The following is a 21,327-nucleotide window of genomic DNA, read 5'->3' as shown; positions in this document are numbered from 1 at the left end:
TAGAGCGTGTCGCAACCGGGCGGCTTCCCCACTTCGATCCCGGATCGGACCCAGCCGGTGGCTGGTGACAGGATCCAAGAGTGCAGATCAAGGGATACGACGACGGCCCGCTGGTGGCGGGCGAGTCTCTGCTGGCCCGACCAGGCTTCTGGTCCAACTACCTTCTGGCGATGTGCAGCGACGGTGCGTGTACCGAGCGCCCGGTCCCGGAATGGTTCGGCGATGACGGTGCCGATGCCGACGCCCTGTCCGAGGTCCTCTTCGATCCAGAGCACTGGCCGGTGTTCCGGGTGTCGGCCGAAGGCGGTCCCGGAGCTGTGGTGATCTACCGCAACCTGGTCGGCGACTACGGCACCGACTACCTCCTGACCCACCCGGACAGGAGCTATGCCCAGCAAGTCGCCCACTGGGAGGGAGATTTCTCGGGGATGGGCCTGACGTGGCACGAACTGGTCAGCATCGTCGACAACCCGTCTCCCGGAGCGGAAGGCGTCCAGGACCCAGCCGCTCGCCTCCTGCTGGTCCTTCCCCTCCTCACCGACCCGGACGACCTGCCGGAGGCAGCCCCGGCGAGGCTCACCACCGCCCTCACCGCAGTCGGCGCGCCCCAGGACAGCGCCTCGACGGCGGCGGAACACCTGCTTGCCCACCTCGCTGGAAGATCCCGACACGATCCCACGTGGAAGTCTCCGCTGAGCGGCAGCTGGAACGCAGGCCAAGCGTCGCCTTCCAAGGGAACGACCTCAGAATCCGATGGCCTCGCGCAGCAGTAGGACAGTGCCGCGGCCGGGCTGCGGATCGGCGTTGAGGACGAGGAGACGGTTGAGCGCACTCGGCTGGCCGTAGACCGCCTGGGCGCGTTCGTTCTCCAGTGGGAGGGCGTGTTCCTCGATACGGCGCAGCGCCGTGGTCAGGTCGGGCACCACTTTCTGCGCGCCGACGATCCAGATCGCCTTCGCGGCTCCGCCCGCGGAGGCGGGTAGTTGGCTGCCGCTGCCCGAGGCGATGACGAGGGAGCCGGTCTCCGTGACGGCCGCGACGCTGGCGACGAAGACGTCCGGGGTGGCCACCAGTCGGCGGATCTCGTCGGACTCGGTGGCGCGGTCCATCTTCAGTACGCGTGGCCGGATGGCCTCGTGGCGGTCGCTCTCCTCGATGTCCTGCGCGATGCCGGAGAGGCGAAGCGTCTCGCTGGCGCCGGTGAACACGCCCGCACCCTCCGGTATCAGCTCCTTGACGCGGGCGCGGGCCGCCGCGGCGTCGTCGAGCAGTTCTGCGGTGAAGCCGTTCGCCCGTAGTGCCGCTGTCGCACGGTCGAGGCGTTCGGCGGACGCCGGTTCGTTGAAGGCGTCGACCGTGACTGCTGCCGAGGCATCGTCCCATACCCAGTCGGGGCCGGGCGCAGAACCCCGCAGCGGAGTCATGTCGAGATACTGGACCTCGTAGACCCGCTCGGCGAACTTCCAACCCTCCGGTGTCCGCTCGTAACTGTCATGGTAGGTGGCGAAGTTCAGCCCCGAGCGGCCGTTGAGGACCCGCGCGACCTCCTGGATGTAGGTGCGGCCCGTGGCCGTGTCGCCGTCGAGGCGGATCGTGCCCGGGTGGCTGTTCTGCACGAAGAAGTCCCACTGGGATTGCAGACGTTCGGCTCCGGTCCGGATCTCCTCCCGGCCGACGAACTCGACCGGGATGCTGGGCATGCGCAGCACTCCGTGGGGGGTGAACAGCGCGGCGAGGCGGGCGCGGTCGCGCATCATGGCCGCGTCGGTGAACTCGCTGCGCAGCGCCTCGATTTCGACGCGGTCGGCGATCTCCTGGAAGTCGTTCACGTCCGGTGTCCTGTCCTGTGGCTGGTGTGTTTCCCTGCACCCAGTCCGACAACGCGGCCCGGCCGATTGTGAGGCGAGCCGCGGACCTCACATTCCGCCGCCCTGATGGTCGTAATGAAGAGGGAGCGCGAACGAGGGAGCCGAAGAGCGTATGACCACCCCCTGGGAACAGTCACAGCAAGAGGCGGAGGAGCAACGCCACCCGGGCCTGGGCGCGATCATGAGCGAGCGGCGCCAACTGCTCAATCTCGCCTACCGGTTGCTCGGGTCCCTGGCCGACGCGGAGGACGTCGTCCAGGAGGCCTACACCCGTTGGTACGCGATGTCCCGGGCGCGGCAGGAGGCCGTCGAGTCCCCCGGCGCCTGGCTGACGACGGTGGCCAGCCGCATCTGCCTGAACATTCTCGGCTCGGCGCGCAGGCGAAGGGAGACATACGTCGGTGAGTGGATCCCGGAGCCGCTGCCCGACCCGGCCGAGTGGATCGCCGGGGCGGCCGGCGGCACCGGGCAGGACCCGGCCGACCGGATCACCCTCGACGAGTCGGTGAGCATGGCCTTCCTGGTCGTGTTCGAGTCGCTGACCCCCGCCGAGCGCGTCGCGTTCGTGCTGCACGACGTCTTCCGCTATCCGTTCGCCGAGGTGGCCGAGATCCTCGGCCGCAGCCCGGCGGCCTGCCGTCAGTTGGCGTCCTCGGCCCGCCGTCGCATCGCCGCGCGTGCGGAGGCGAGCCCGGACGCGACCCGGCAGGCAAGCGTCGTACGGCGGTTCAAGACGGCCTGGGAAGCACAGGACATCGAGGCGCTGCTCGGCCTCCTCGACCCGGGTGCCACCGCGATCTCCGACGGTGGAGGCCGCGCCATCGCCCACCCGCTGCCGATCGAGGGTGCGGAGCGGATCGCACAGCTCTACCTCACCATCGCCCGGCTGGCGCCCGCCCGGACGATCCTCGAACGCACCGTCAACGGACTGCCGGGCCTGGTGATCGAGTCGGAGGGCCGGATCGAGACGGTGTTCGCGTTCGATGTCGCCGAGGACGACCGGATCACGCGCATCTGGGCGGTGCGCAACCCGGACAAGCTCCAGCCGTGGCAGGTGTCCTGACCATCCGTCGGCTCAGGCGATCTGCGAACCAGGTGAACGAGGCCGCCCGGGCCCGCCGACCAAGGTCAGGTGGGGGTGCGGAGGGTGTCACGGAGGTCGGTGGCGGCGTCGGCGAGGGCTTGGAGTTCAAGGGTGCGGGGGTCGGGGGGTGATGGGGCGCCGAAGAGGAGGAGGCCGATGAGGCGGTCCAGGAGGGTGGTGGCGCGGGTGCGGTCTGTTGGGGGGCCGGCGGGGAGGGTTTCGGAGAGGGCGAGGATCAGCGGGGTGGCTTCGGCCGCGGTGTCGCGTTGGCGGGTCTGTTCCGCGGCGGGGTCAGGGGTGCCGCCCACGAATGAGGTCTCGTGGTGGCGCTGGGAGAGGGCGGTGAGGGCCTCGGCGAGGTCGAGGCGATGGTCGCCGCCGAGGGCGGCGTAGACGCGGCGCAGCAGGTCGGCGGCATGGACGCTCGGGCCGGAGTCCGGTGAGCCGAAGGAGGCCACTCCGATCAGGCGGTACAGGAGCGGGGCCATGCGGGTCAGGTCGGGCGCGGGTGGCGTGGCGGCCACCAGCGGGTCGAGGAGGGTGAGGGCTTCGGCGGCGGCCTCGCGCTGGTGGGCCAGTTCGGCGGGCTGGTCGGGGTTGCCCGGGCGGAAGGCGGCCTCGTGGTGGAGGAGTGCCTGGTTCGTCCAGACGGCGGCGATGTCGAGGGTGTGGTCGCCGGGGAGGCGGGCGTACAGGGCGCGGGCCAGGGCGGCGGCCGCGGTGGCGTCGGCGATGACGGGGGTGCCGTAGGCCAGGTAGCCCGGCAGGTTGGCGACGCGGGAGGCGAGGTCGGGGGCGGGGGGCTGTTCCGTGGCGAGGATTTGATAGATCTGCCAGGCGTTCTGGGCGGCGGCCAGTTGCAGCGGGACGTCAGTGGGGTGGGCGGCCCGGGCGACGGCGTGGAACTTCTCGGCGGCCGTGGAAAGCCCGGCGGCGGCCAGTTCGGGGGTGTGGAGACGGGCCTGGCGGAATTCGTCCAGGATCTCGTGGGTCAGGGACAGGGCGATGGTGGTCCGGCCCTTGCGCAGACGGTCGATGGCCAGATCGGCGTACGCCGCCCACAGCCGGTCGTACCAGGTGGTGCAGGCCGGTTTGCCCGTGCGCTGGGGGTCGAGCGCGGTGCGGTAGTCCAGGACGAGTGGGGCGTCGCAGCCGGGGGTGTGGATCTCCAGCTTGCCGGTGTGGCCGTCCGCGCGCAGGAACTCGCCGCTGGCCAGGGGCAGGGTGTCCAGGTCCGGGATGTCGCCGCTCTCGTCGGTGATGCGGGCGCGGTACTTGCGGTCCTGGTGGCTGAACCAGATGCGGAAGCGGGTGCCGTCCGGGGCCTGGAAGACATGGGACGAACCGTGTTCCAGGGTGGCCGGCAGGTGGGTGTTGGCCTGGAGGATCCGGGTGCGGAAGTCATCGAAGGCACCGGCCGCGGACTCGGCGGCGTAGACGAATCCCAGGGTGTCCAGGGCGGGGAGGAAGGGCGGGGTCGGCGGCACGGGGACCGGCGCGGCGGGGGCACGGTAGACGGCCAGGTGGATGCCGAGGTGGGACAGGTCGGCGAAGATCCATGGGCCTGGTGCGGTGAACGAGCCGTCGCGGGTGATCCGCAGGTTGAGGTGGTCGGCGCCCTCGCCCTTCCACGCGAGATGGAGCAGACCGGCCGCGGAGGCGAGGGCGGGCGGTTGGGTGCTGATCTCCGGGAGGGAGACCTTGGACGCGATCCCGTCGATACCGAAGTCGCCGGCGGTGCTGGCGTACAGCCCGACGCGGGCGACGTTCAGGTTCTCGTTCCCCGAGCCGCGCCAGCCGAGGTAGAGCAGATCGTCGTGGGTGGTGAGGGCCGGACCGCGGGCGCTCGTCTCGGCGAAGATGTGCTTGCCGTGGAACGTCCGGCCGTCGTCGTCGGAGAACGCGAGGTTGAGGTCCTCGTTGCCGGAGCCGCGCCAGCCGAGGAAGAGCCGTCCCGAGCAGGAAGTGAGCGCGGGGGCACCGTCGCTGGTGTCGCCGAGGACGGTCTTCTGCTCGATGCCCTCGATGTCGTACGTGCCCGCGGTGCTGCCGATCAGTACGACCCGGGCCACGTTCAGCTGCTGTTCGCCCTCGCCCGTCCAGGCGAGGTGGACACGGCCGTTGTGGGCGGCCAGCGCGGGCGCCATGTCGGAGTGGTCGCCGAGGGTCGTGGCGGACGAGAACGTGCGCCCGTCGTCGGCGGAGACGGCGAGGTTGAGCTGGTTGTTCCCGGCGCCCTTCCAAGCCAGGTAGAGCAGGCCGTCCTGGGACGCGATGGCCGGCGCGACCTCGGTCGTGAACCCGTGGGTGACGACGCCCTGGAGCCCCTCGACGCCGTCCATGCCCATCAGCGTGGTGGTCTGCGCCGTAGCGACGCTGATGTTCTCGTTGCCCGAGCCCTTCCACGCCACGTAGAGGCGGCCCTTGTGCTCGCACACCGCCGGTGCGTGCGAGCTGGACTGCTCCTCTACGGTCTTCTTCTCCGCGGGACGCAGGTTCGCGCCCGCCATGATGCCGCGGTGCACGCCGAGGTTGACCGAGGACATCCGCTCGGCGAACGGGTCCTCGTCGGGGTCGTACCGGTTCACGGCGTACGGATCGAGCTGGAGATCCGGCCAGGGTTCGAACCTGATCAGGTCGGCGTAGGCGACATCGGCGCCGGTCGGGATGAGCGTGGTGGCCTGCGCCCTGGAGGTCTGTTCCCAGCTGTTGACCCCGATGTCGAACTCGTCGTTGCCGTAGCCGCTGTTGAGGAAGTTGCCTCCGGCCGTCAGCAGGAAGGACGGCGAGTGGTAGTAGATCTCCAGGCCGCCGTCGGCGTCGTCGGGTGAGGCGGTGAGGCGGGGGCGGCTGCCGTGGAAGAAGCGGTGCAGGGCGGGCGGCGTCGTACGGTCCAGCGCGATCAGGTAGGCCGCGGCCGGCGGACGGTACGAACTCGTCCCCGCGATCAGCGCGTTGTCGGTGAGCGAGGCCGGGAAGCGGGCGGGGTTCCCGGCTGGGTCGACGAAGCCGGTACAGGCGGCGAACATGCCCGTCACCTGGTCGCCGAAATTGGAGAGCAGGTCGTTGCGGTCGTTCGCGGTGTGGTTGATGCGGTGCTGCTGGCGCCGGAAAGGGCTCACGCGACGCACACGGTTGCTGGAGACGGCATATTTGACCATGGTGTAGTCGAGCAGGATCCGGGCCGCCGAGCGGATCCGGTCGTCCCGCGCGAATTCGTACAGGTTGAACAACGGGTGCAGTGCGAGGCGGGCGTAGGGCCGGGAATTGAATTCCAGGAAGTCGTGCTGGGCGATCCGTTGCAGATATCCCAGGAGCCAGTCGCGCAGACCGTTCTTCTCGTTGTCGTACTGGACCTCGGGATTCCGGTCGTGCAGGAGCTGGTTGTAGAGATACCGGCAGCTCTCGATCATGAGCAGATGGTTCTCGGTCTCAGGGACGTCGATGTTGAGGAACGTCACCTCGTAGATCTCGATCTCCGGGCGGTGACCGCCCGACATGTGGCCGGGGATCAGCGTGTCCAGGATGAAGTCGTGGTCCTCGGCGGCGAACAGGTCGGGGTACCGGCAGACCGCCGTCATCAGGCCCTTCAGCGCGATGTCGTAGTCCCGCTTCGTGCCGACCTCGCCCTTTCCGGGGTGCCAGCGCCGCAGCACCTTGGGGATGAGGGTGCGACTGGGCTCGGCGCCGGGGGCGGCGAATGCCGGGTCCGCGGCGGCGGCGTGGAGGTGGGCGATGAGCGCCGTGGCGACGTTCTCGTCGAACTCCCTGCCGTCCGCCTGATCGAAATCGCCGAGGGGATGTGTATGGGCGTAATGGCGGGCAATTCCCAGAGCTCGTTCCCGATGACTGGCATAAGCGGCCTCTGGGGTTCCGTTCAACGCCGTGGCGTCGAGGTAAGAGTCGGGAACAGGCATCATCGCGTCACCTCAGCCACGTACGTTTCGACGTCACGGCACTCTCGCTGCGACTCAACACCAGCGCTGCAATTGACGTCAAGGGTGAAATGTACGACCGGAGTTGACGGTCCCGAACCGGTCGTCGAAGCAACGGATCAGGTCGCTCGACCAGTCATCCAGGACGGACCGCCCGAGGTGGGCGGTCGCGTCGCATGGGTCGCCGAGGACGCCGTTGGAGCTGACGGCGGCCACTCCGCCAGTGATCAGCAAGGGCAGGAGTTCGTTCAGCGGGGCTGTCGTGCCGCGCCGGGCCGCTCGGCGACGTACCGCGGCCGGGCGCAGTGCGAGCATCGCCGAGGTCTCCGCTCGTCCCGCGTGGCTGTCGTCGGCGGGGCCGGACGGGAGCCAGGCGTGGGCCCGCCGGTCTTCCGCGCGCAGTACCTCGACCGCGCGGCGCAGGGGAACGGCGTTGCCGCCGTGCCCGCAGACCAGCAGCACTCCCGCGAAGGCGTCGGCGGAGCGCACCAGTTCCACCAGCAGCAGCTCCAGGGCGCGCCGCCCGATGGAGAGGGTGCCCGGGAACGCCGCGTGCTCGCCGCTCGATCCGTAGGGCACGGGGGGTGCGAGCACCGCGGACGGCCGTGCGGCGGCGAGGCGTTCGCTCAGGACGACCGCCACCTCGGTGTCCACGGTGAACGGCAGGTGCGGGCCGTGCTGTTCGGTTGCTCCGAGCGGGACGACGAGGACGGAGCGCGGGGCGATGTCGGCCAGCTCGGGCCAGGTCAGGTCCGCCAGCCTCCTGGGCGAAGGCGCGTTCGTCATCGGTGTGCTCCGCGTTCGGGGCGCAGGTCGGTGAAGTCGGGCAGCAGGGGGACGGCCGTACGTTCGCGCAGTGCGCCGCGCCATACACCCGCGCCGTAGGCCAGGTCATCGGCGAGTGCCGCGGCGCACCACAGCAGCGGGTTGACGTCGCGCGGGCGGTCGCGCAGCTGGGAGAGGACCATCGCGCCGAGGGCGATACGGCCCGCGCGGCCGGCCGCCAGGGCGGGCAACGCGACCGGCCACCAGGTGCGCAGGGCCGCCGAGCCGAGCATGCGGGCCACACCGAGGTGGCCGCGGAGCGCGAGCCGTAGCGATGTGCCGGCCGGAACCGCCGCCGGGGCCAGCTTCCGTGGCAGCAGCGTCGTCGTCCCCGAGGCGAGCGCCAGGGCGAGGTACGGATGCCCGGTGAGCGCGGCGGTCCAGGCCGCGGCCGCCCATGGGGACAGGCGCGCGGGGGCGACAGCCGGGCCGTGCCGTCGGGCCAAGGGGGCGGCCGAGCTGCCGTAGCCGTAGCGCTGGCGCAGCAGGTCCGGCCAGGTGGCGCGCGGACGGTGCAGGACTTCGGCCGCGGGTTCGTACCGGACCCGGCGGCCTGCCGCGAGCAGCCGCCAGACCAGGTCGACGTCCTCGCCGAAGCGCAGTGTCTCGTCGAACCCGTTCAGCTCGCGCAGGGCGTCGGTACGCACGAGGAGGGCAGCGGTGGGCAGATGGCCGACGCGGGTTCCAGGGCGCACCTCGGCGGGTTCGCGGCCGAGGTCCAGTGGGGACCGGGCGACCTCGTAGCGGGTCAGTGCCGTGCGGCCCGGGGCGCTGCGGACGCGTGGTGCCACCGCCGCCACCTCGGGGTCCGTGAAGTGCGCCAGCAGAGGTGCCAGCCATCCGGGTCCGGGTACGACGTCGGAGTCGAGGAAGGCGATGAGCGGGGTCGTGACCGCGCGTGCGCCGGTGTTGCGCGCGGCGCCCGGTCCGCGTGACACGGGGTGCCGGGCCGACGCGCCGGGTACCGGGGTGGTGGAGCCGTCGTCGACGACGAGGACGCGGTGCAGATCCCGCAGGGCGGCGCGCAGGTCGTGCAGGAGGCTGTCCTCAGGGTCGCGGACGGGGATCACGACGGTGACGTCCTGAGGGCCCCAGCGGGCCGTGCGGTGACGCGGGTGTGCCAGGCCCGCTGTGACGAGGCGCCGGGCCAGGGCGCGGTGAGCCGGTGCGGCGGCGACCGGCTCCCCCGCGAGCCACCGTTCGACGAGGCGGGCGCCGTCCGGGGTGAGCCGTAGGACCCGTAGCGGTGAACCGCCGATCAGCACCCGGCCCGCGTCGAGCGCGCGCAGTGTGGTGTCCGGGGTGAGCCTCATGCGGTGAAGCCTCCGTCCGCGTGCAGCACGGTTCCCGTGATCGCCGACGAGTGCGGGCCGCACAGCCAGGCCACGGCGTCCGCCACCTCCTCGGGTTCCAGCAGACGTTCCGTCAGCTGGTGGCGGGCGAGGGTGTCCGGGTCGTCCAGTCCGTAGAGGTCGGCGGTCGCCCGCAGCATGCTGGTACGGGTGGCGCCCGGCGACACCGCGGCGGCCGTGACCCCGGTTCCGCGCAGGTCACAGGCCAGGCCGCGGATCAGGCCGACCACGGCGTGCTTGACCGCGTTGTAGCCGGCCAGATGCCACAGGCCCCGGTGCGCGGCCGCCGAGGCAATCGCCACGAAGCGGCCGGACCGGGGCTGCGGCCTGCCCAGGAGTTCGGGTACGGCGGCGCGGGCGAGATGGAGCACGCCCCGCACACCGACGTCGAAGAGCGTGTCCCACTCGTCCTCGGGCATCTCCCACAGGGGCGCTCCGCCCGCCATCACCGCCGCGCCGGCGACGGCGGCGTCCAGCCCGCCGAACTCGTGGCGGGCCATTTCGACCGCTCGCGCCATCGCCTCAGGTTCGCGGACGTCCGCCGTCAGGGGGAGTACCGATCCGGGCCAGGCGGCCGCGACCGCGAGGAGTTCCTCCCGGCGGGCGAGTGGATAGCGCAGCCCGGGCAGGTCGCCGCACACGTCCACGGCGACCACCTGCCAGCCGTCGGCGGCGAGCCGACCGACCACGGCGGCGCCGATGCCGCGTGCGGCGCCGGTGACCAGGGCGACCCGGCCGCTCATCGGACGCCCTCACCGTTCGTGCCCGGCCGGGCCATGTCAGGCCGAACCCGACGGTCGAAGGAAGCCGGGCGGGATCATCACGTCATCGGCGGTCAGTTCGTGGACGGAGGACCGGCCAAGGCCGAGCAGCGCGGAGTCGATCCCGCCGCGCAGCACGTCGAGGACGTTCTCCACGCCCGCTTGGCCACCGGCGGCCAGGCCCCACAGGTACGCGCGGCCGATCATCACGGCCCGCGCGCCGAGTGCGAGGGCCTTGACCACGTCGCTGCCGCGGCGGATGCCGCCGTCGAGGAGGACCTCCACCTGGTGGCCCACCGTGTCGGCGATCGCGGGCAGCACCCGGATCGGCGCCGGGGTGGTGTCGAGGTTGTTGCCGCCGTGGTTGGACACGGAGATCGCGGTGACGCCCGCGTCGACCGCGCGACGGGCGTCGTCGACCCGGCAGACGCCCTTGAGCATGAAGGGCCCGTCCCACTGCTCGCGCAGCCAGGCGACGTCGTCCCAGGACGGGGGTGGTGTGCCCATCCAGGTGCCGTACGCCCCGAAGAACGTCGGCGCCGGCTGACCGGCTTCCGCGAGGTTGGGGGCCGTCAGGTCGGGCAGGCGCAGCTGCTTCGCGAAGTCGAGGAGCCAGCCCGGCCGGGCCATGCCCTCGGGGGCGAAGCGCAGCATGGCCTTGAGATCCAGTCGCTCGGGGATCTTCGGGCTGCCCCAGTCGCGGCCGTGCGAGAACGACCAGTCGAGGGTGAGGATCAGGCCCTTGGCGCCGCCCGCCCGGGCGTGTGCCACGCGCCGCAGGATCGCGTCGCGGTCCCCCATCCAGTACAGCTGGAAGAACACCTGCGGGTTGGCGGCGGCGACGTCCTGGAGCGTCCTGCTGGCGAAGGAGCTCAAGCCGACCGCCGTGCCCCGGGCGGCCGCGGCGCGGGCGACAGCGACCTCGCCCTCGGGATGGACCGCCTGGACACCGGTGGGCGAGATGATGACGGGCAGGGCTATGTCCTGGCCCATGATCCTGGTCGCCGTCTCCCGCTTGGCCGACAGGCCCGCGACGTGCGGCGCGAAGCCCAGCTCCGCGAACGCCTCCGTGTTGTCCCGATAGGAGACGCCCCGTTCGGAGCCGGCCAGCAGGGCGCTGTAGACCGACTTCGGCAGCCGTCGCCGGGCCCGGCGACGGGCCTCCTCGACCGTTTCGAACCATCTGCTCATGCGTGTAGTCGTCCTTTCCCGGAGCCGGGGAGTCGTCGTGTTCCGGTCCGGCCGTTCACCGCGGCCCGGTTCCGGCCAGCGGGTTCTCGTCGCAGTAGCGGTCCACGGGGCCGGTGCGCAGCGTCGGCAGTCCCAGTGCCACCGGCCGGCCGCGGACCGGGCCCTTGTGCGAGTGATCGCCGGCAGGGCGTGGCGCCGCGGACCGGTCGGCGGTGGCGAGGGCCGTGGCGCCGTGACCCTTGACGCACTCGGGATCGGGCCCGTCCAGCGGCAGGCCGGTGAAGAACTTGGCCGCCATGCAGCCGCCCTGGCAGGCGTCGTACGCCGCACAGGACGAGCACGTTCCCCCGCTGCCGGGGGTGCGCAGTGACGCGAACATCTCCGACTCGCGCCACACCGCGCCGAAGCCCGCCGTGCGCACGTTGCCCGCCAGGAACTGCTCGTGGATCGCGAACGGGCAGGCGTACACGTCGCCGATCGGGTCGATGAGGCACACGACCCGGCCGGCCCCGCACAGGTTCAGACCCGGCAGCGGGGTCTCACCGAGCGCGTTGAGGTGGAAGAAGGAGTCTCCGGTGAGCACCTTCTCGCCATGGGCCACCAGCCATTCGTACAGCCTGAGCTGGTCGTCGGGCCGGGGGTGCAGAGTGTCCCAGGTGTCCGCGCCGCGGCCGGACGGGCGCATCCGGGTGAGGCGCAACTGGGCGCCGTAGTGGTCGGCGAGAGCGGCGAACTCGTCGAGCTGTGCGATGTTGTGACGGGTCATCACCACACTGATCTTGAACTCGCCGAAGCCGGCCTGGGCGAGGTGGTCCATGGCGCGCAGTGCGGTGGTGTACGAGCCGGGTCCGCGGACCGCGTCGTTGACCTCGGCGGTCGCTCCGTCCAGGGAGATCTGTACGTCCACGTAGTCCGAGCCGGCGAGCCGCCGGGCCCGGTCCCGGTCGATGCGCACGCCGTTGGTGGAGAACTTCACTCCCACCCGGTGGTCCACCGCGTAGTCCACCAGCTCGAAGAAGTCGGGCCGTACGGTGGGTTCGCCGCCGCCGATGTTCACGTAGAACACCTGCATCCGCTGCAACTCGTCGATGACCGAGCGGCATTCGGCGGTGTCCAGCTCGCGTGGGTCCCGTCGGCCGGAGGAGGACAGGCAGTGGACACAGGCGAGGTTGCAGGCGTAGGTCAGTTCCCAGGTCAGGCAGATCGGCGAGGTCAGGCCGTGCTTGAAGTGTTCGGTGAGTTTCATGGTGCGGCTCCGACGCTGTGCGCGTGGTGGTCGGCGGGCTCGATGGTGCCCGCGTCGGCGAGCCCGGCCAGCGCGGCGAGGTAGGCGCCGTGCCGGTCGGGAGGTATGGGGAACGCCGCCAGCGCGGCACGGACGTCGGGGTGTTCGCCCAGTGTGGTCACCAGGTCGACCAGGACCGGCGACTTGAGGAACGTGAGCCTTCTGGTGCCGAAGTGGTAGGCCAGCGCGCCGAACGGTTCCGGGCGCAGCGCGACACTGGGTGAGCACCGGTAGGGCCGGTCCGGGTCGAACATGGCGATCCTCCTTGACGGAGCGTCAGTAGACGCCGCACATGCCGTCGATGGACACGTCCTCGACGAGCAGGTCCTGCTGGACCGTGGTGTCGGTGAACTCCGCGTCGTCCTCGTTGTGCTGCGGGTTCTCGGGCATGGTTGTGCTCCTCGTTCTCGATGGGGTGGACGGGGGCGCCGCCGGGCGGGTGGCGGCGCCCCGCACTGCGCGGTGCGTCAGTGCTCGTGGACCAGCACGCCGCGGATGTTCTTGCCGTCGACGAGGTCCTGGTAGCCCTGGTTGACCTCGTCGAGCGTGTACCGCCTGGTCACCAGCTCGTCGAGCTTGAGCTGGCCCTTCTGGTAGAGACCGAGCAGCTTCTTGATGTCGTACTGCGGGTTGCCGCTGCCGAAGAGCGTGCCCTTGATGGTCTTCTCCCAGAGCGTGAGGATCGCGCCGGACACATGGACGGTGAGCTTGGCCGGGTCGGCGAGGCCGGTGACCACGACCGTGCCGCCCTTGCCGACGACGTCGAAGGCGGCCGAGACGACTTCCTCGGTGACCGTGCCTACCAGGATCAGGGCCTGGTCGGCTCCCTGGCCCAGGGTCAGCTCGTCGACCAGCCCCTTGGCCTGCTCGGCGGTCGCCACGGCGTGGGTGGCACCGAGTTGGCGCGCGGTGTCCCGCTTGAAGGCGACCGGGTCGACGGCCACGATGTGGGTGGCACCCGAGACCGCCGCCGCCTGAACCGTGTTGATACCGAGGCCACCGACTCCGTAGATCACCACGGTGTCGCCGGGGCGGACGCCGCCGGCGTTGGTCGCCGTGCCCCAGCCGGTCGGCACGCCGCAGCCGACGAGCACGGCGGTCTCCAGCGGCAGGCTCGGGTCGACCTTGACGACGGAGTGCTCGGAGATCACGCCGTACTGGGAGAAGGTGCCGAGCATGCACATCGCGCCGTAGTCGGCGCCGTCCCGGTGGAAGCGGAAGGTGCCGTCGGGCATGCTGCCTTCCAGAATGGTGGCGCCCATGTCGCACAGGTTCTGGCGGCCGGTGGAACAGTAGCGGCAGTGGCCGCAGTTGGGGATGAAGCTGCACACGACGTGGTCGCCGGGCTTGACCTTGGTGACACCGGGGCCCACGCGCTCGATGACGCCCGCGCCCTCGTGGCCGCCGACGATGGGGAACCTCGGCGGCAGGTCGCCGTCGCTCAGGTGCAGGTCGGAGTGGCACAGGCCGGCGGCGACGTAGCGGATGAGCACCTCGCCGGTGGTGGGCTCGTCCAGGTCCAGCTCGACCAACTCGAAGGGCTTACCGATCTCGGTGAGGACTGCGGCTCGGGTCTTCATGCGGCTCTTCCTTCTTGCTCAGGCGGAACGGGGGGCTTGGGAAGGGGCGGACGGAGGTGCCGAAAGGCTGGGGTGCGGGGAGCCGGGCGCGGTGTGCGGCACCGGTGCGCGCCCGGCGCATGCGCAGGACCGCGGCTACAGCTGGATGTTGACGGCCTTGGTCTGCGTGTACTGCTCAAGCGCGGCCGCGCCGAGCTCGCGCCCCCAGCCGGACTGCTTGTAGCCACCGAAGGGCAGGGCGGTGTCGAAGGCGTTGTAGCAGTTGACCCAGACGGTCCCGGCCTCGAGTTCACGCGCGATGCGGTGGGCCTTGGAGACGTCCTGGGTCCACACACCGGCGGCGAGACCGTAGGGAGAGTCATTGGCCTCGGGGATCGCGCCGCGGTCCGCGGAGAAGGGCGCGGCGACCACGACGGGTCCGAAGATCTCCTCCCGGACGACACTCATGTCGGGCTTGACGTCGACCAGCACCGTCGGCTCGACGTAGTAGCCCTGGTCACCGACCTGGTTGCCGCCGGTCAGGGCGCGGGCACCGTCGGCCAGGCCCTGACGGATGAAGCCGGTGACACGGTCCAGCTGCTCCTGGGAGACCAGCGGGCCGAGCTGGGTGGCCGGGTCGAGGCCGGGGCCGATCTTCACCTGGGAGGCGAAGTCCGCGACCCTGCGGGTGAACTCGGCGAAGATCGAGTCCTCGACGTACAGGCGGGTGCCGGCCACGCAGCACTGGCCGTGGTTGAACAGCCAGGCGTTGGCGGTGCCGGGCACGGCCAGGTCCAGGTCGGCGTCCGCGTAGACGATCTGCGGGCTCTTGCCGCCCAGTTCGAGCGAGACCTTCTTCAGATTCCCGCCCGCCGCCGCGACGATCTTCTTGCCGACCTCGGTGGAGCCGGTGAACGCCACCTTGTCGACGCCCTCGTGAGCGGAGATGGCCGCTCCCGCGTCACCGAAGCCGGTGACGATGTTGACGACCCCGGGCGGCAGGATCTCGTTGATGACCTCACCGAGCAGCAGCGCGGTGAGCGGGGTCTGCTCGGCGGGCTTGAGGACCACGGTGTTGCCGGCCGCGAGCGCGGCCGGGATCTTGAACGCGGCCATCAGCAGCGGGAAGTTCCACGGAATGATCTGGCCGCACACACCCACCGGCTCGCGCAGCGTGTACGCGTGGAACTGACCGCCCGGCACCCAGGGGACCGACACGGGAACGGTGCGGCCCTCGATCTTGGTCGCCCAGCCCGCGTAGTAGTGGAACAGGTCGGCCGCCCAGGCCACGTCCACGCCCTGCGCCACGGCGACCGACTTGCCGTTGTCCAGCGCCTCCAACTGGGCGAACTCCTCGGCCCGGTCCAGCAGAGCGTCGCCGATCCGCCAGATCAGCCGCTGCCGCTGGGACGGCGTCAGACGCGGCCAGGGGCCTTCCTCGAAGGCCGTGCGGGCGGCGGCCACCGCACGATCGACGTCTGCCGCGCCGCCCCGGGCCACATCCGTGATCCGCGCGCCGGTCGCGGGGTCGTAGGTCGTGAAGGTCTCACCGCTGAGCGCGGGCACCCACTCACCGCCGATGAGCAGCTTCCGCTCGGTCGACACGAAATCGTGTACCGACTTCAGCAGGGCGGGACGGGAAAGGTCTGTCACGTGAGTCTCCGGAAAGATCTGAGGAGGCCCCGTTGTGTCGGCTGTCACACGGGGGTGACAGGGAATATCCATCCGTTCACCCGGCCGTAACTGTCGCAATCCGAGACACCGCCGCGCGCCGAGTCCGTCGGCCCAGGCGCCCTCTCCGTATGGAGGTGGCTGTGTGACGCGCGCCACGCGAAGGTGGCCGCACAGCCGTCGTGGGGCGCCTCTGGCTGCCGCGTCGGGTCCGCGCGTACGATGCCGATGCGAGAAGGGGCTCCCCCATGAGCGGTCACAGCGAGCGCGAGCAGGAGGTCCTGGAGGGCCTGGATCTGCTCTTCCGCCTGGACACGGAGCGTGAGCAGCGGCTCAGCCTCCTCGACACGCACGCCGTGCTGCGGGCCGTCGCCGACCGTATTCGCCATGAACACGGCTTCGACATCGCCCTCGCGGGGATCGTGGAGAACCGCGATCTGGTGCTGCGCATCTGGGCGGGCACGCAGTTCGACGCTCTCCACGACCTGCCGATACCGCTGGGTCTCGGCGTGGGAGGCCGGGTGGCCGCGGTCGGGCGCCCGGTGGTCGTGGGCGACTACTGCCGCTCCGACCGGATCACCCACGACTTCGACTCCCAGGTCAGCCGGGAACGCGTCACGGGCATGGTCGGCCTGCCCATCGGCAGCGGCAGCGCACGCGGCGTGATCTACGGCGCCCAGCGCAACGCCACGGAGATCAGCGACCGGACGGTCGACGCTCTGGGTCGGCTCTCCCGGCTGGCCACGCTCGCCGTGGACGTGGCCGACGGCGCCGCCACCCTCGCGGACAGCTCCGTGGCCGCGGAGCGGCGGCGCATCGCCGAGTCCCTGCACGACAGCGTGGGCGCGATGCTGTTCGGCATCGGCTCGTCCCTGCGCCAGTTGCAGACCGAGGCGCGCGAGACCCCGTACGTGGCACAGCGGCTCGCCCTGATCGAGCACCAGCTGTCGCTGGCCGGCAGCACCCTGCGCGATTCGGTCTCCCGGCTGCGCGACGCGCGCGGCGAGAGCGATCCGGGCCGCCTGGCGGCCGATGTCGCGGAGTCCGTGCACAGCTTCCAGCTCCGTACCGGCGTCCTCGCGAGCTTCGTGCCGGTGGGGCGTACGCCGGAGCTGGACCCCGAGCGCCGGGCGGTGCTGGTCCGTGCGGTGGACGAGGCACTGCTCAACGTGGAGAAGCACGCGCGGGCCCGGTCCGTGGTGGTCACCCTCGCCGCCTGCGAGGACCGGCTGAGCGTCGTGGTCATGGACGACGGCGTGGGCTGCCCGGACGCGGCGGACGACACCGGGAAGGATCACGCCGGGGACAGTGCCGGGGCGGTGGGTACCGGCGCGGGGCTGCCCGCCCTGCGTACCCGGGTGGAGCGGCTGGGCGGCTCACTGCGGCTGGTGCAGGAGGAGGACGGCACGACATTGCGCTGCGAAGTCCCGCTCCCGCGCCCGGCCGCTTCCTGACGGCCCGCTTCCGTCCCGGCGCGGCCAGTTCCGCCGAGCGGCCCGGCGCCGGTCAGAGCAGATGCTCCTCCCGGGCCCGCCGTACCGCCTCCACGCGGTTGCGGGCGCCCAGCTTCTGCATGGCCGTCTGGAGGTAGGTCTTGACGGTGTTGCGGGCCAGGCCGAGATCCGCGGCGATCTCCGGGTTGGTCTTGCCGGTGGCGGCGAGGCGGACGACCTCGTACTCGCGCCGGCTCAGCGACAACTGGAACAGACGCGCCTGGAGCATCGCCCCGCCGGACTCCTGCAGGCGCGGGTCGATCACGCGCACCCCCGCCGCGATACGGCGCAGCTGTTCCACGAGGTCGGTGTGGGTGACGTCCTTCAGCAGACAGCCCTGCGCGCCGGCCGACATGGCCGCGTCCAGCGCCGCGTGGTCCTCGAACGCCGTGAAGATCACGACCCGGGTGGCCGGTGACACCGCCAGCACGCGCGGAAGCGCCTCGCTGCCCAGCATGTCCGGGAGCCTGAGGTCGAGCAGGACGACATCCGGGCGCAGCGTCGAGGCCAGCTCGATCCCCTCCCGAGCGGTCCGGGCCGAGCCGACGACCTCCAGGTCAGGGGCGTCACGGACCAGCGAGCGGACGCCGTCGCAGACGACCGGATGGTCATCGACGATGAGCAGCCGCACCGTGTGTCCTGCGGAAGTATGAACCACGTTGGTGAACTCTCCTCTCCACCTGGAGGAACCGGAACCGGCCAGGGGGATGAAATATCGGGGTGACGGTATCGAAACATCAAGGAGATGGGCCATGGCCTCGGTCGATGACTTCCTTTCCGCCCGCGAGGTGCTGCTGCGCCACCGGGCCGACTATGACGCCGCGCGCCGTGAGTTCGAGTGGCCGCGGCCCACCACGTTCAACTGGGCCCTGGACTACTTCGACCGCATCGCCGAGGGCAACGACCGGCGCGCGCTGTGGGTGGTCGAGGAGGACGGTAGCGAGCAGACGCGTACGTTCGCCGAACTGTCCGCCCGCTCGAACCAGGTGGCCAACCACCTCAAGTCCCTCGGGCTGCGGCGCGGGGACCGGATGCTCGTCATCCTGGGCAACGTCCCCGAATTGTGGGAGGTGATGCTGGGCGCGATCAAGCTGGGCGTCGTGGTCATCCCCGCCACTTTGCTGCTCAGTCCCGACGACCTGGCCGACCGGCTGGACCGTGGCCAGGTGCGTGCCGTGATCGCCGCGACGGACGTCACGGAGCGTTTCGCCGGGCTGCCGGGGGCCGATCTGCGGATCGCCGTGGGGGCGGACGCGCCGGAGGGCTGGCAGCCGTACGCGGCGGTCGACTCGGCCTCCGACCGCTTCACGCCGGACGGCGAGACCCCTGCGGACGACCCCATGCTGCTGTACTTCACCTCGGGTACGACCTCCAAGCCGAAGCTGGTGGAGCACACCCACACCTCGTATCCGATCGGGCATCTGTCGACCATGTACTGGATCGGCCTCCAGCCCGGCGACGTGCACCTCAACATCTCCTCCCCCGGCTGGGCGAAGCACGCCTGGAGCAACCTGTTCGCGCCCTGGAACGCCGAGGCGACCGTGCTGGTGTTCAACTACGGCCGATTCGACGCCACCCAGCTGCTGGACGTGCTGGCCCGCTGTGAGGTCACCACCATGTGCGCCCCGCCCACGGTGTGGCGCATGCTCATCCAGGCGGACCTGGAGCGGTACGACGTCAAGCTGCGCGAGCTGGTCGGCGCCGGGGAGCCGCTCAACCCCGAGGTCATCGACCAGGTCCACAAGGCTTGGGGGCTCACCATCCGCGACGGCTTCGGGCAGACCGAGACCACCGCCCAGGTCGGCAACACCCCCGGCCAGCCGCTCAAGCCCGGGTCGATGGGCCGGCCGCTGCCCGGCTACCACGTCGCCCTCCTCGACCCGGAGGGCAACCCGGCCGCGGAGGGTGAGATCGGCCTCGACCTGGCCCGTCGCCCGGCCGGCCTGATGCGCGGTTACCGTGACGACGAGGAGCGCACCGCCGAGGCCATGCGCGGCGGCTTCTACCGGACCGGGGACGTCGCCTCGCAGGACGCCGACGGCTACATCACGTACGTGGGCCGCGCCGACGACGTGTTCAAGGCCAGCGACTACCGGATCTCCCCGTTCGAGCTGGAGAGTGTGCTGATCGAGCATCCCGCGGTCGCCGAGGCCGCCGTCGTGCCCTCGCCGGACCCGGTACGGCTCGCCGTGCCCAAGGCGTTCGTGATCCTCACCGAGGACCACCAGCCGGGCCCCGAACTCGCCCGGGACATCCTGCGGTTCACCCGCGACCGGCTCAGCGCCTACAAGCGCGTCCGCCGCATCGAGTTCGCCGACCTGCCGAAGACCATCTCCGGCAAGATCCGCCGGGTGGAGCTGAGGGCGCACGAGCAGCAGCGCGACGCGAAGCGCAACCCGCACGAGTACTGGGAATCGGACTTCCCCGAGCTCAAGGGCTGACCCCGAAGCGACACACCGCGCCCGCGGCACCTGCCTGAGCATCAGGAGGGCCGCGGGCGCGGTCGTGCGTGCACTACGGGGCACAAGGTTGTGCCCCGGCTCAGCCCTTGCGGGTCTTGATCTCCTCGGTGAGCTGTGGGACGACGTCGAAGAGGTCGCCGACCACGCCGTAGTCGACCAGGTCGAAGATCGGGGCCTCGGCGTCCTTGTTGACCGCCACGATCGTCTTCGAGGTCTGCATACCGGCACGGTGCTGGATCGCGCCGGAGATGCCGTTGGCGATGTACAGCTGCGGCGAGACCGACTTGCCGGTCTGGCCGACCTGGTTGGTGTGCGGGTACCAGCCGGCGTCCACCGCGGCACGCGAGGCACCGACGGCCGCGCCGAGGGAGTCGGCGAGTTCTTCCACGGCGCCGAAGTCGCCGCCCAGGCCACGCCCGCCGGAGACCACGATCGCCGCCTCGGTCAGCTCGGGGCGGCCGGTCGACTCACGCGGCGTGCGCGCGGTGACCCTCGTGCCGGCGGCCCGGGCCGAGAAGGCCACGGACAGCGCCTCCACCGCACCGGCGGACGGAGCGGGCTCGACGGCCGCGCTGTTGGGCTTCACCGTGATGACCGGGATGCCTTTGGACACCCGGGACTTGGTGGTGAATGAGGCGGCGAACACCGACTGGGTGACCACCGGACCCTCCTCCACATCGACCGCGTCGGTGATGATGCCGGAGCCGATGCGCAGCGCCAGGCGGGCGGCGATCTCCTTGCCCTCGGCGGAGGACGGGACCAGCACGGCGGCCGGGGAGACGGCCTCGACGGCGGCCTGGAGGGCGTCCACCTTCGGCACCACGAGGTAGTCGGCGTACTCGGACGCCTCGTGGATCAGCACACGGGTGGCGCCGTGCTCGGCCAGTACCGCGCCGGTGTCGGCCGCGCCCGCTCCGAGCGCGACGGCGACCGGCTCACCGATGCGGCGCGCCAGGGTCAGCAGTTCGAGGGTCGGCTTGCGGACGGCACCGGCCACATGGTCGACGTAGACGAGGACTTCGGTCATGAGAACGCAACTCCTGGTGTTTCAGATGAACTTCTGGCGCGCGAGGAACTCGGCGAGCCGCTTGCCGCCCTCGCCCTCGTCCTTGACGATCTCCCCCGCCGTACGGGCCGGCCGCGGCGCCACGGCCTCCACGACCGTGTACGCGCCCTCCGCACCGACGTCGTCGGCGTCGAGGTCCAGATCCGACAGGTCCCAGGACTCCACCGGCTTCTTCTTGGCCGCCATGATGCCCTTGAAGGAGGGGTAACGCGCCTCGCCCGACTGGTCGGTGACCGACACGACGGCGGGCAGCCGCGCCTCCAGCCGTTCACTGGCCGCGTCACTGTCACGCCGGCCGTGTACGACGCCGTCTTCGACACCGATCTCGGACAGCAGAGTCACCTGCGGCACCCCCAGCCGCTCGGCCAGCAGGGCCGGAACGACGCCCATGTCGCCGTCCGTCGACGCCATTCCGGAGACGACCAGGTCGTAGCCGGCCTTCTCGATCGCCTTCGCCAGCACCAGGGAGGTGCCGATGGCGTCGGTGCCGTGCAGGTCCTCGTCCTCGACGTGGATCGCCTGGCCGGCGCCCATCGACAGGGCCTTGCGCAGGGCGTCCCGGGCATCCTCGGGGCCGACCGTGACGACGGTGACCGTCGCGTCGTCGGCTTCCTCGGCGATCCGCAGAGCCTGCTCGACGGCGTACTCGTCCAGCTCGGAGAGCAGGCCGTCCACGTCGTCGCGGTCGACGGTCAGGTCATCGGTGAAGTGCCGGTCGCCCGTGGCGTCGGGCACGTGCTTCACCGTGACAATGATCTTCAAGCTCATGGTTGTC

Annotated in this window: 18 protein-coding genes; 4 read left to right on the top strand and 14 right to left on the bottom strand. The window is 71.1% G+C overall.

The window, feature by feature from the left end:
• Window positions 1–80: 80 nt before the first annotated feature.
• Window positions 81–773, top strand: coding sequence for a hypothetical protein (locus STRCI_RS39650; protein WP_269663856.1), 693 nt, complete (start codon window positions 81–83; stop codon window positions 771–773).
• Here STRCI_RS39650 and STRCI_RS39645 read toward each other — a convergent pair.
• Complete coding sequence (locus tag STRCI_RS39645; RefSeq protein ID WP_269663855.1) at window positions 744–1,829, bottom strand: LUD domain-containing protein; 1,086 nt, start codon at window positions 1,827–1,829, stop codon at window positions 744–746. The genes STRCI_RS39650 and STRCI_RS39645 overlap by 30 nt on opposite strands.
• Before the next feature lie 151 nt (window positions 1,830–1,980).
• Here STRCI_RS39645 and sigJ point away from each other — a divergent pair, with 151 nt between their 5' ends.
• Window positions 1,981–2,931, top strand: coding sequence for an RNA polymerase sigma factor SigJ (gene sigJ, locus STRCI_RS39640; protein ID WP_269663854.1), 951 nt, complete (start codon window positions 1,981–1,983; stop codon window positions 2,929–2,931).
• Between the two features lie 65 nt (window positions 2,932–2,996).
• Here sigJ and STRCI_RS39635 read toward each other — a convergent pair whose 3' ends face one another.
• From STRCI_RS39635 to STRCI_RS39590, 10 genes are all read right to left on the bottom strand, one after another.
• Window positions 2,997–6,872 (bottom strand): sialidase family protein, encoded by a 3,876-nt coding sequence (locus STRCI_RS39635; protein WP_269663853.1) that lies wholly within the window; start codon window positions 6,870–6,872, stop codon window positions 2,997–2,999.
• A 75-nt stretch (window positions 6,873–6,947) separates the two neighbouring features.
• Entirely contained in the window at window positions 6,948–7,673 is a 726-nt protein-coding gene (gene mftE, locus STRCI_RS39630; RefSeq protein WP_269663852.1) for a mycofactocin biosynthesis peptidyl-dipeptidase MftE, read from the bottom strand.
• A complete protein-coding gene (mftF, locus tag STRCI_RS39625) occupies window positions 7,670–9,025 on the bottom strand; it encodes a mycofactocin biosynthesis glycosyltransferase MftF (protein WP_269663851.1) in 1,356 nt (451 codons plus the stop codon). The genes mftE and mftF overlap by 4 nt, the downstream gene beginning before the upstream one ends.
• Window positions 9,022–9,807, bottom strand: coding sequence for a mycofactocin-coupled SDR family oxidoreductase (locus STRCI_RS39620; protein ID WP_269663850.1), 786 nt, complete (start codon window positions 9,805–9,807; stop codon window positions 9,022–9,024). Before STRCI_RS39620 ends, mftF begins: the two co-directional genes overlap by 4 nt.
• A 36-nt stretch (window positions 9,808–9,843) precedes the next feature.
• Window positions 9,844–11,016, bottom strand: coding sequence for a pre-mycofactocin synthase MftD (gene mftD, locus STRCI_RS39615; protein ID WP_269663849.1), 1,173 nt, complete (start codon window positions 11,014–11,016; stop codon window positions 9,844–9,846).
• Window positions 11,017–11,071: 55 nt separating this feature from the next.
• Entirely contained in the window at window positions 11,072–12,262 is a 1,191-nt protein-coding gene (mftC, locus tag STRCI_RS39610; RefSeq protein ID WP_269663848.1) for a mycofactocin radical SAM maturase, read from the bottom strand.
• Complete coding sequence (gene mftB / locus STRCI_RS39605; protein WP_269663847.1) at window positions 12,259–12,555, bottom strand: mycofactocin biosynthesis chaperone MftB; 297 nt, start codon at window positions 12,553–12,555, stop codon at window positions 12,259–12,261. Before mftB ends, mftC begins: the two co-directional genes overlap by 4 nt.
• A 22-nt stretch (window positions 12,556–12,577) precedes the next feature.
• Window positions 12,578–12,691, bottom strand: coding sequence for a mycofactocin precursor MftA (mftA, locus tag STRCI_RS39600; RefSeq protein WP_269663846.1), 114 nt, complete (start codon window positions 12,689–12,691; stop codon window positions 12,578–12,580).
• A gap of 77 nt (window positions 12,692–12,768) precedes the next feature.
• A complete protein-coding gene (locus STRCI_RS39595) occupies window positions 12,769–13,881 on the bottom strand; it encodes an NDMA-dependent alcohol dehydrogenase (RefSeq protein WP_269663845.1) in 1,113 nt (370 codons plus the stop codon).
• A gap of 135 nt (window positions 13,882–14,016) precedes the next feature.
• On the bottom strand, window positions 14,017–15,513 hold the full coding sequence (locus STRCI_RS39590) for an aldehyde dehydrogenase family protein (RefSeq protein ID WP_269663844.1): 1,497 nt from the start codon (window positions 15,511–15,513) through the stop codon (window positions 14,017–14,019).
• Window positions 15,514–15,779: 266 nt separating this feature from the next.
• Between STRCI_RS39590 and STRCI_RS39585 the strand changes: the two genes are divergently transcribed.
• Complete coding sequence (locus tag STRCI_RS39585) at window positions 15,780–16,985, top strand: GAF domain-containing sensor histidine kinase (RefSeq protein WP_269663843.1); 1,206 nt, start codon at window positions 15,780–15,782, stop codon at window positions 16,983–16,985.
• A 52-nt stretch (window positions 16,986–17,037) separates the two neighbouring features.
• Here STRCI_RS39585 and STRCI_RS39580 read toward each other — a convergent pair whose 3' ends face one another.
• Window positions 17,038–17,682, bottom strand: coding sequence for a response regulator (locus STRCI_RS39580; RefSeq protein WP_269663842.1), 645 nt, complete (start codon window positions 17,680–17,682; stop codon window positions 17,038–17,040).
• Between the two features lie 94 nt (window positions 17,683–17,776).
• Here STRCI_RS39580 and STRCI_RS39575 point away from each other — a divergent pair, with 94 nt between their 5' ends.
• Entirely contained in the window at window positions 17,777–19,465 is a 1,689-nt protein-coding gene (locus STRCI_RS39575) for an AMP-binding protein (protein WP_269663841.1), read from the top strand.
• Window positions 19,466–19,565: 100 nt separating this feature from the next.
• On the opposite strand, the gene STRCI_RS39570 is transcribed toward STRCI_RS39575, so the two are convergent.
• Complete coding sequence (locus tag STRCI_RS39570) at window positions 19,566–20,513, bottom strand: electron transfer flavoprotein subunit alpha/FixB family protein (protein ID WP_269663840.1); 948 nt, start codon at window positions 20,511–20,513, stop codon at window positions 19,566–19,568.
• Window positions 20,514–20,534: 21 nt separating this feature from the next.
• Window positions 20,535–21,320: an electron transfer flavoprotein subunit beta/FixA family protein gene (locus STRCI_RS39565; protein WP_269663839.1), complete on the bottom strand. Its 786-nt coding sequence runs from the start codon at window positions 21,318–21,320 to the stop codon at window positions 20,535–20,537.
• Window positions 21,321–21,327 lie beyond the last annotated feature (7 nt).

This window comes from Streptomyces cinnabarinus (genome assembly GCF_027270315.1).
GTDB classification, from domain to species: Bacteria; Actinomycetota; Actinomycetes; order Streptomycetales; family Streptomycetaceae; genus Streptomyces; species Streptomyces cinnabarinus.
Note: the sequence above shows the minus strand (reverse complement) of the source record. Positions and strands in the feature narration are given on the sequence as shown.

What these genes read in the sequence shown, in the direction of transcription:
- sigJ (WP_269663854.1), top strand. Translation starts at nt 1,981, where the DNA reads ATGACCACCCCCTGGGAACAGTCACAGCAAGAGGCGGAGGAGCAACGC.
- STRCI_RS39635 (WP_269663853.1), bottom strand. Translation starts at nt 6,872, where the DNA reads ATGATGCCTGTTCCCGACTCTTACCTCGACGCCACGGCGTTGAACGGA.
- mftE (WP_269663852.1), bottom strand. Translation starts at nt 7,673, where the DNA reads ATGACGAACGCGCCTTCGCCCAGGAGGCTGGCGGACCTGACCTGGCCC.
- mftF (WP_269663851.1), bottom strand. Translation starts at nt 9,025, where the DNA reads ATGAGGCTCACCCCGGACACCACACTGCGCGCGCTCGACGCGGGCCGG.
- STRCI_RS39620 (WP_269663850.1), bottom strand. Translation starts at nt 9,807, where the DNA reads ATGAGCGGCCGGGTCGCCCTGGTCACCGGCGCCGCACGCGGCATCGGC.
- mftD (WP_269663849.1), bottom strand. Translation starts at nt 11,016, where the DNA reads ATGAGCAGATGGTTCGAAACGGTCGAGGAGGCCCGTCGCCGGGCCCGG.
- mftC (WP_269663848.1), bottom strand. Translation starts at nt 12,262, where the DNA reads ATGAAACTCACCGAACACTTCAAGCACGGCCTGACCTCGCCGATCTGC.
- mftB (WP_269663847.1), bottom strand. Translation starts at nt 12,555, where the DNA reads ATGTTCGACCCGGACCGGCCCTACCGGTGCTCACCCAGTGTCGCGCTG.
- mftA (WP_269663846.1), bottom strand. Translation starts at nt 12,691, where the DNA reads ATGCCCGAGAACCCGCAGCACAACGAGGACGACGCGGAGTTCACCGAC.
- STRCI_RS39595 (WP_269663845.1), bottom strand. Translation starts at nt 13,881, where the DNA reads ATGAAGACCCGAGCCGCAGTCCTCACCGAGATCGGTAAGCCCTTCGAG.
- STRCI_RS39585 (WP_269663843.1), top strand. Translation starts at nt 15,780, where the DNA reads ATGAGCGGTCACAGCGAGCGCGAGCAGGAGGTCCTGGAGGGCCTGGAT.
- STRCI_RS39575 (WP_269663841.1), top strand. Translation starts at nt 17,777, where the DNA reads ATGGCCTCGGTCGATGACTTCCTTTCCGCCCGCGAGGTGCTGCTGCGC.
- STRCI_RS39570 (WP_269663840.1), bottom strand. Translation starts at nt 20,513, where the DNA reads ATGACCGAAGTCCTCGTCTACGTCGACCATGTGGCCGGTGCCGTCCGC.
- STRCI_RS39565 (WP_269663839.1), bottom strand. Translation starts at nt 21,320, where the DNA reads ATGAGCTTGAAGATCATTGTCACGGTGAAGCACGTGCCCGACGCCACG.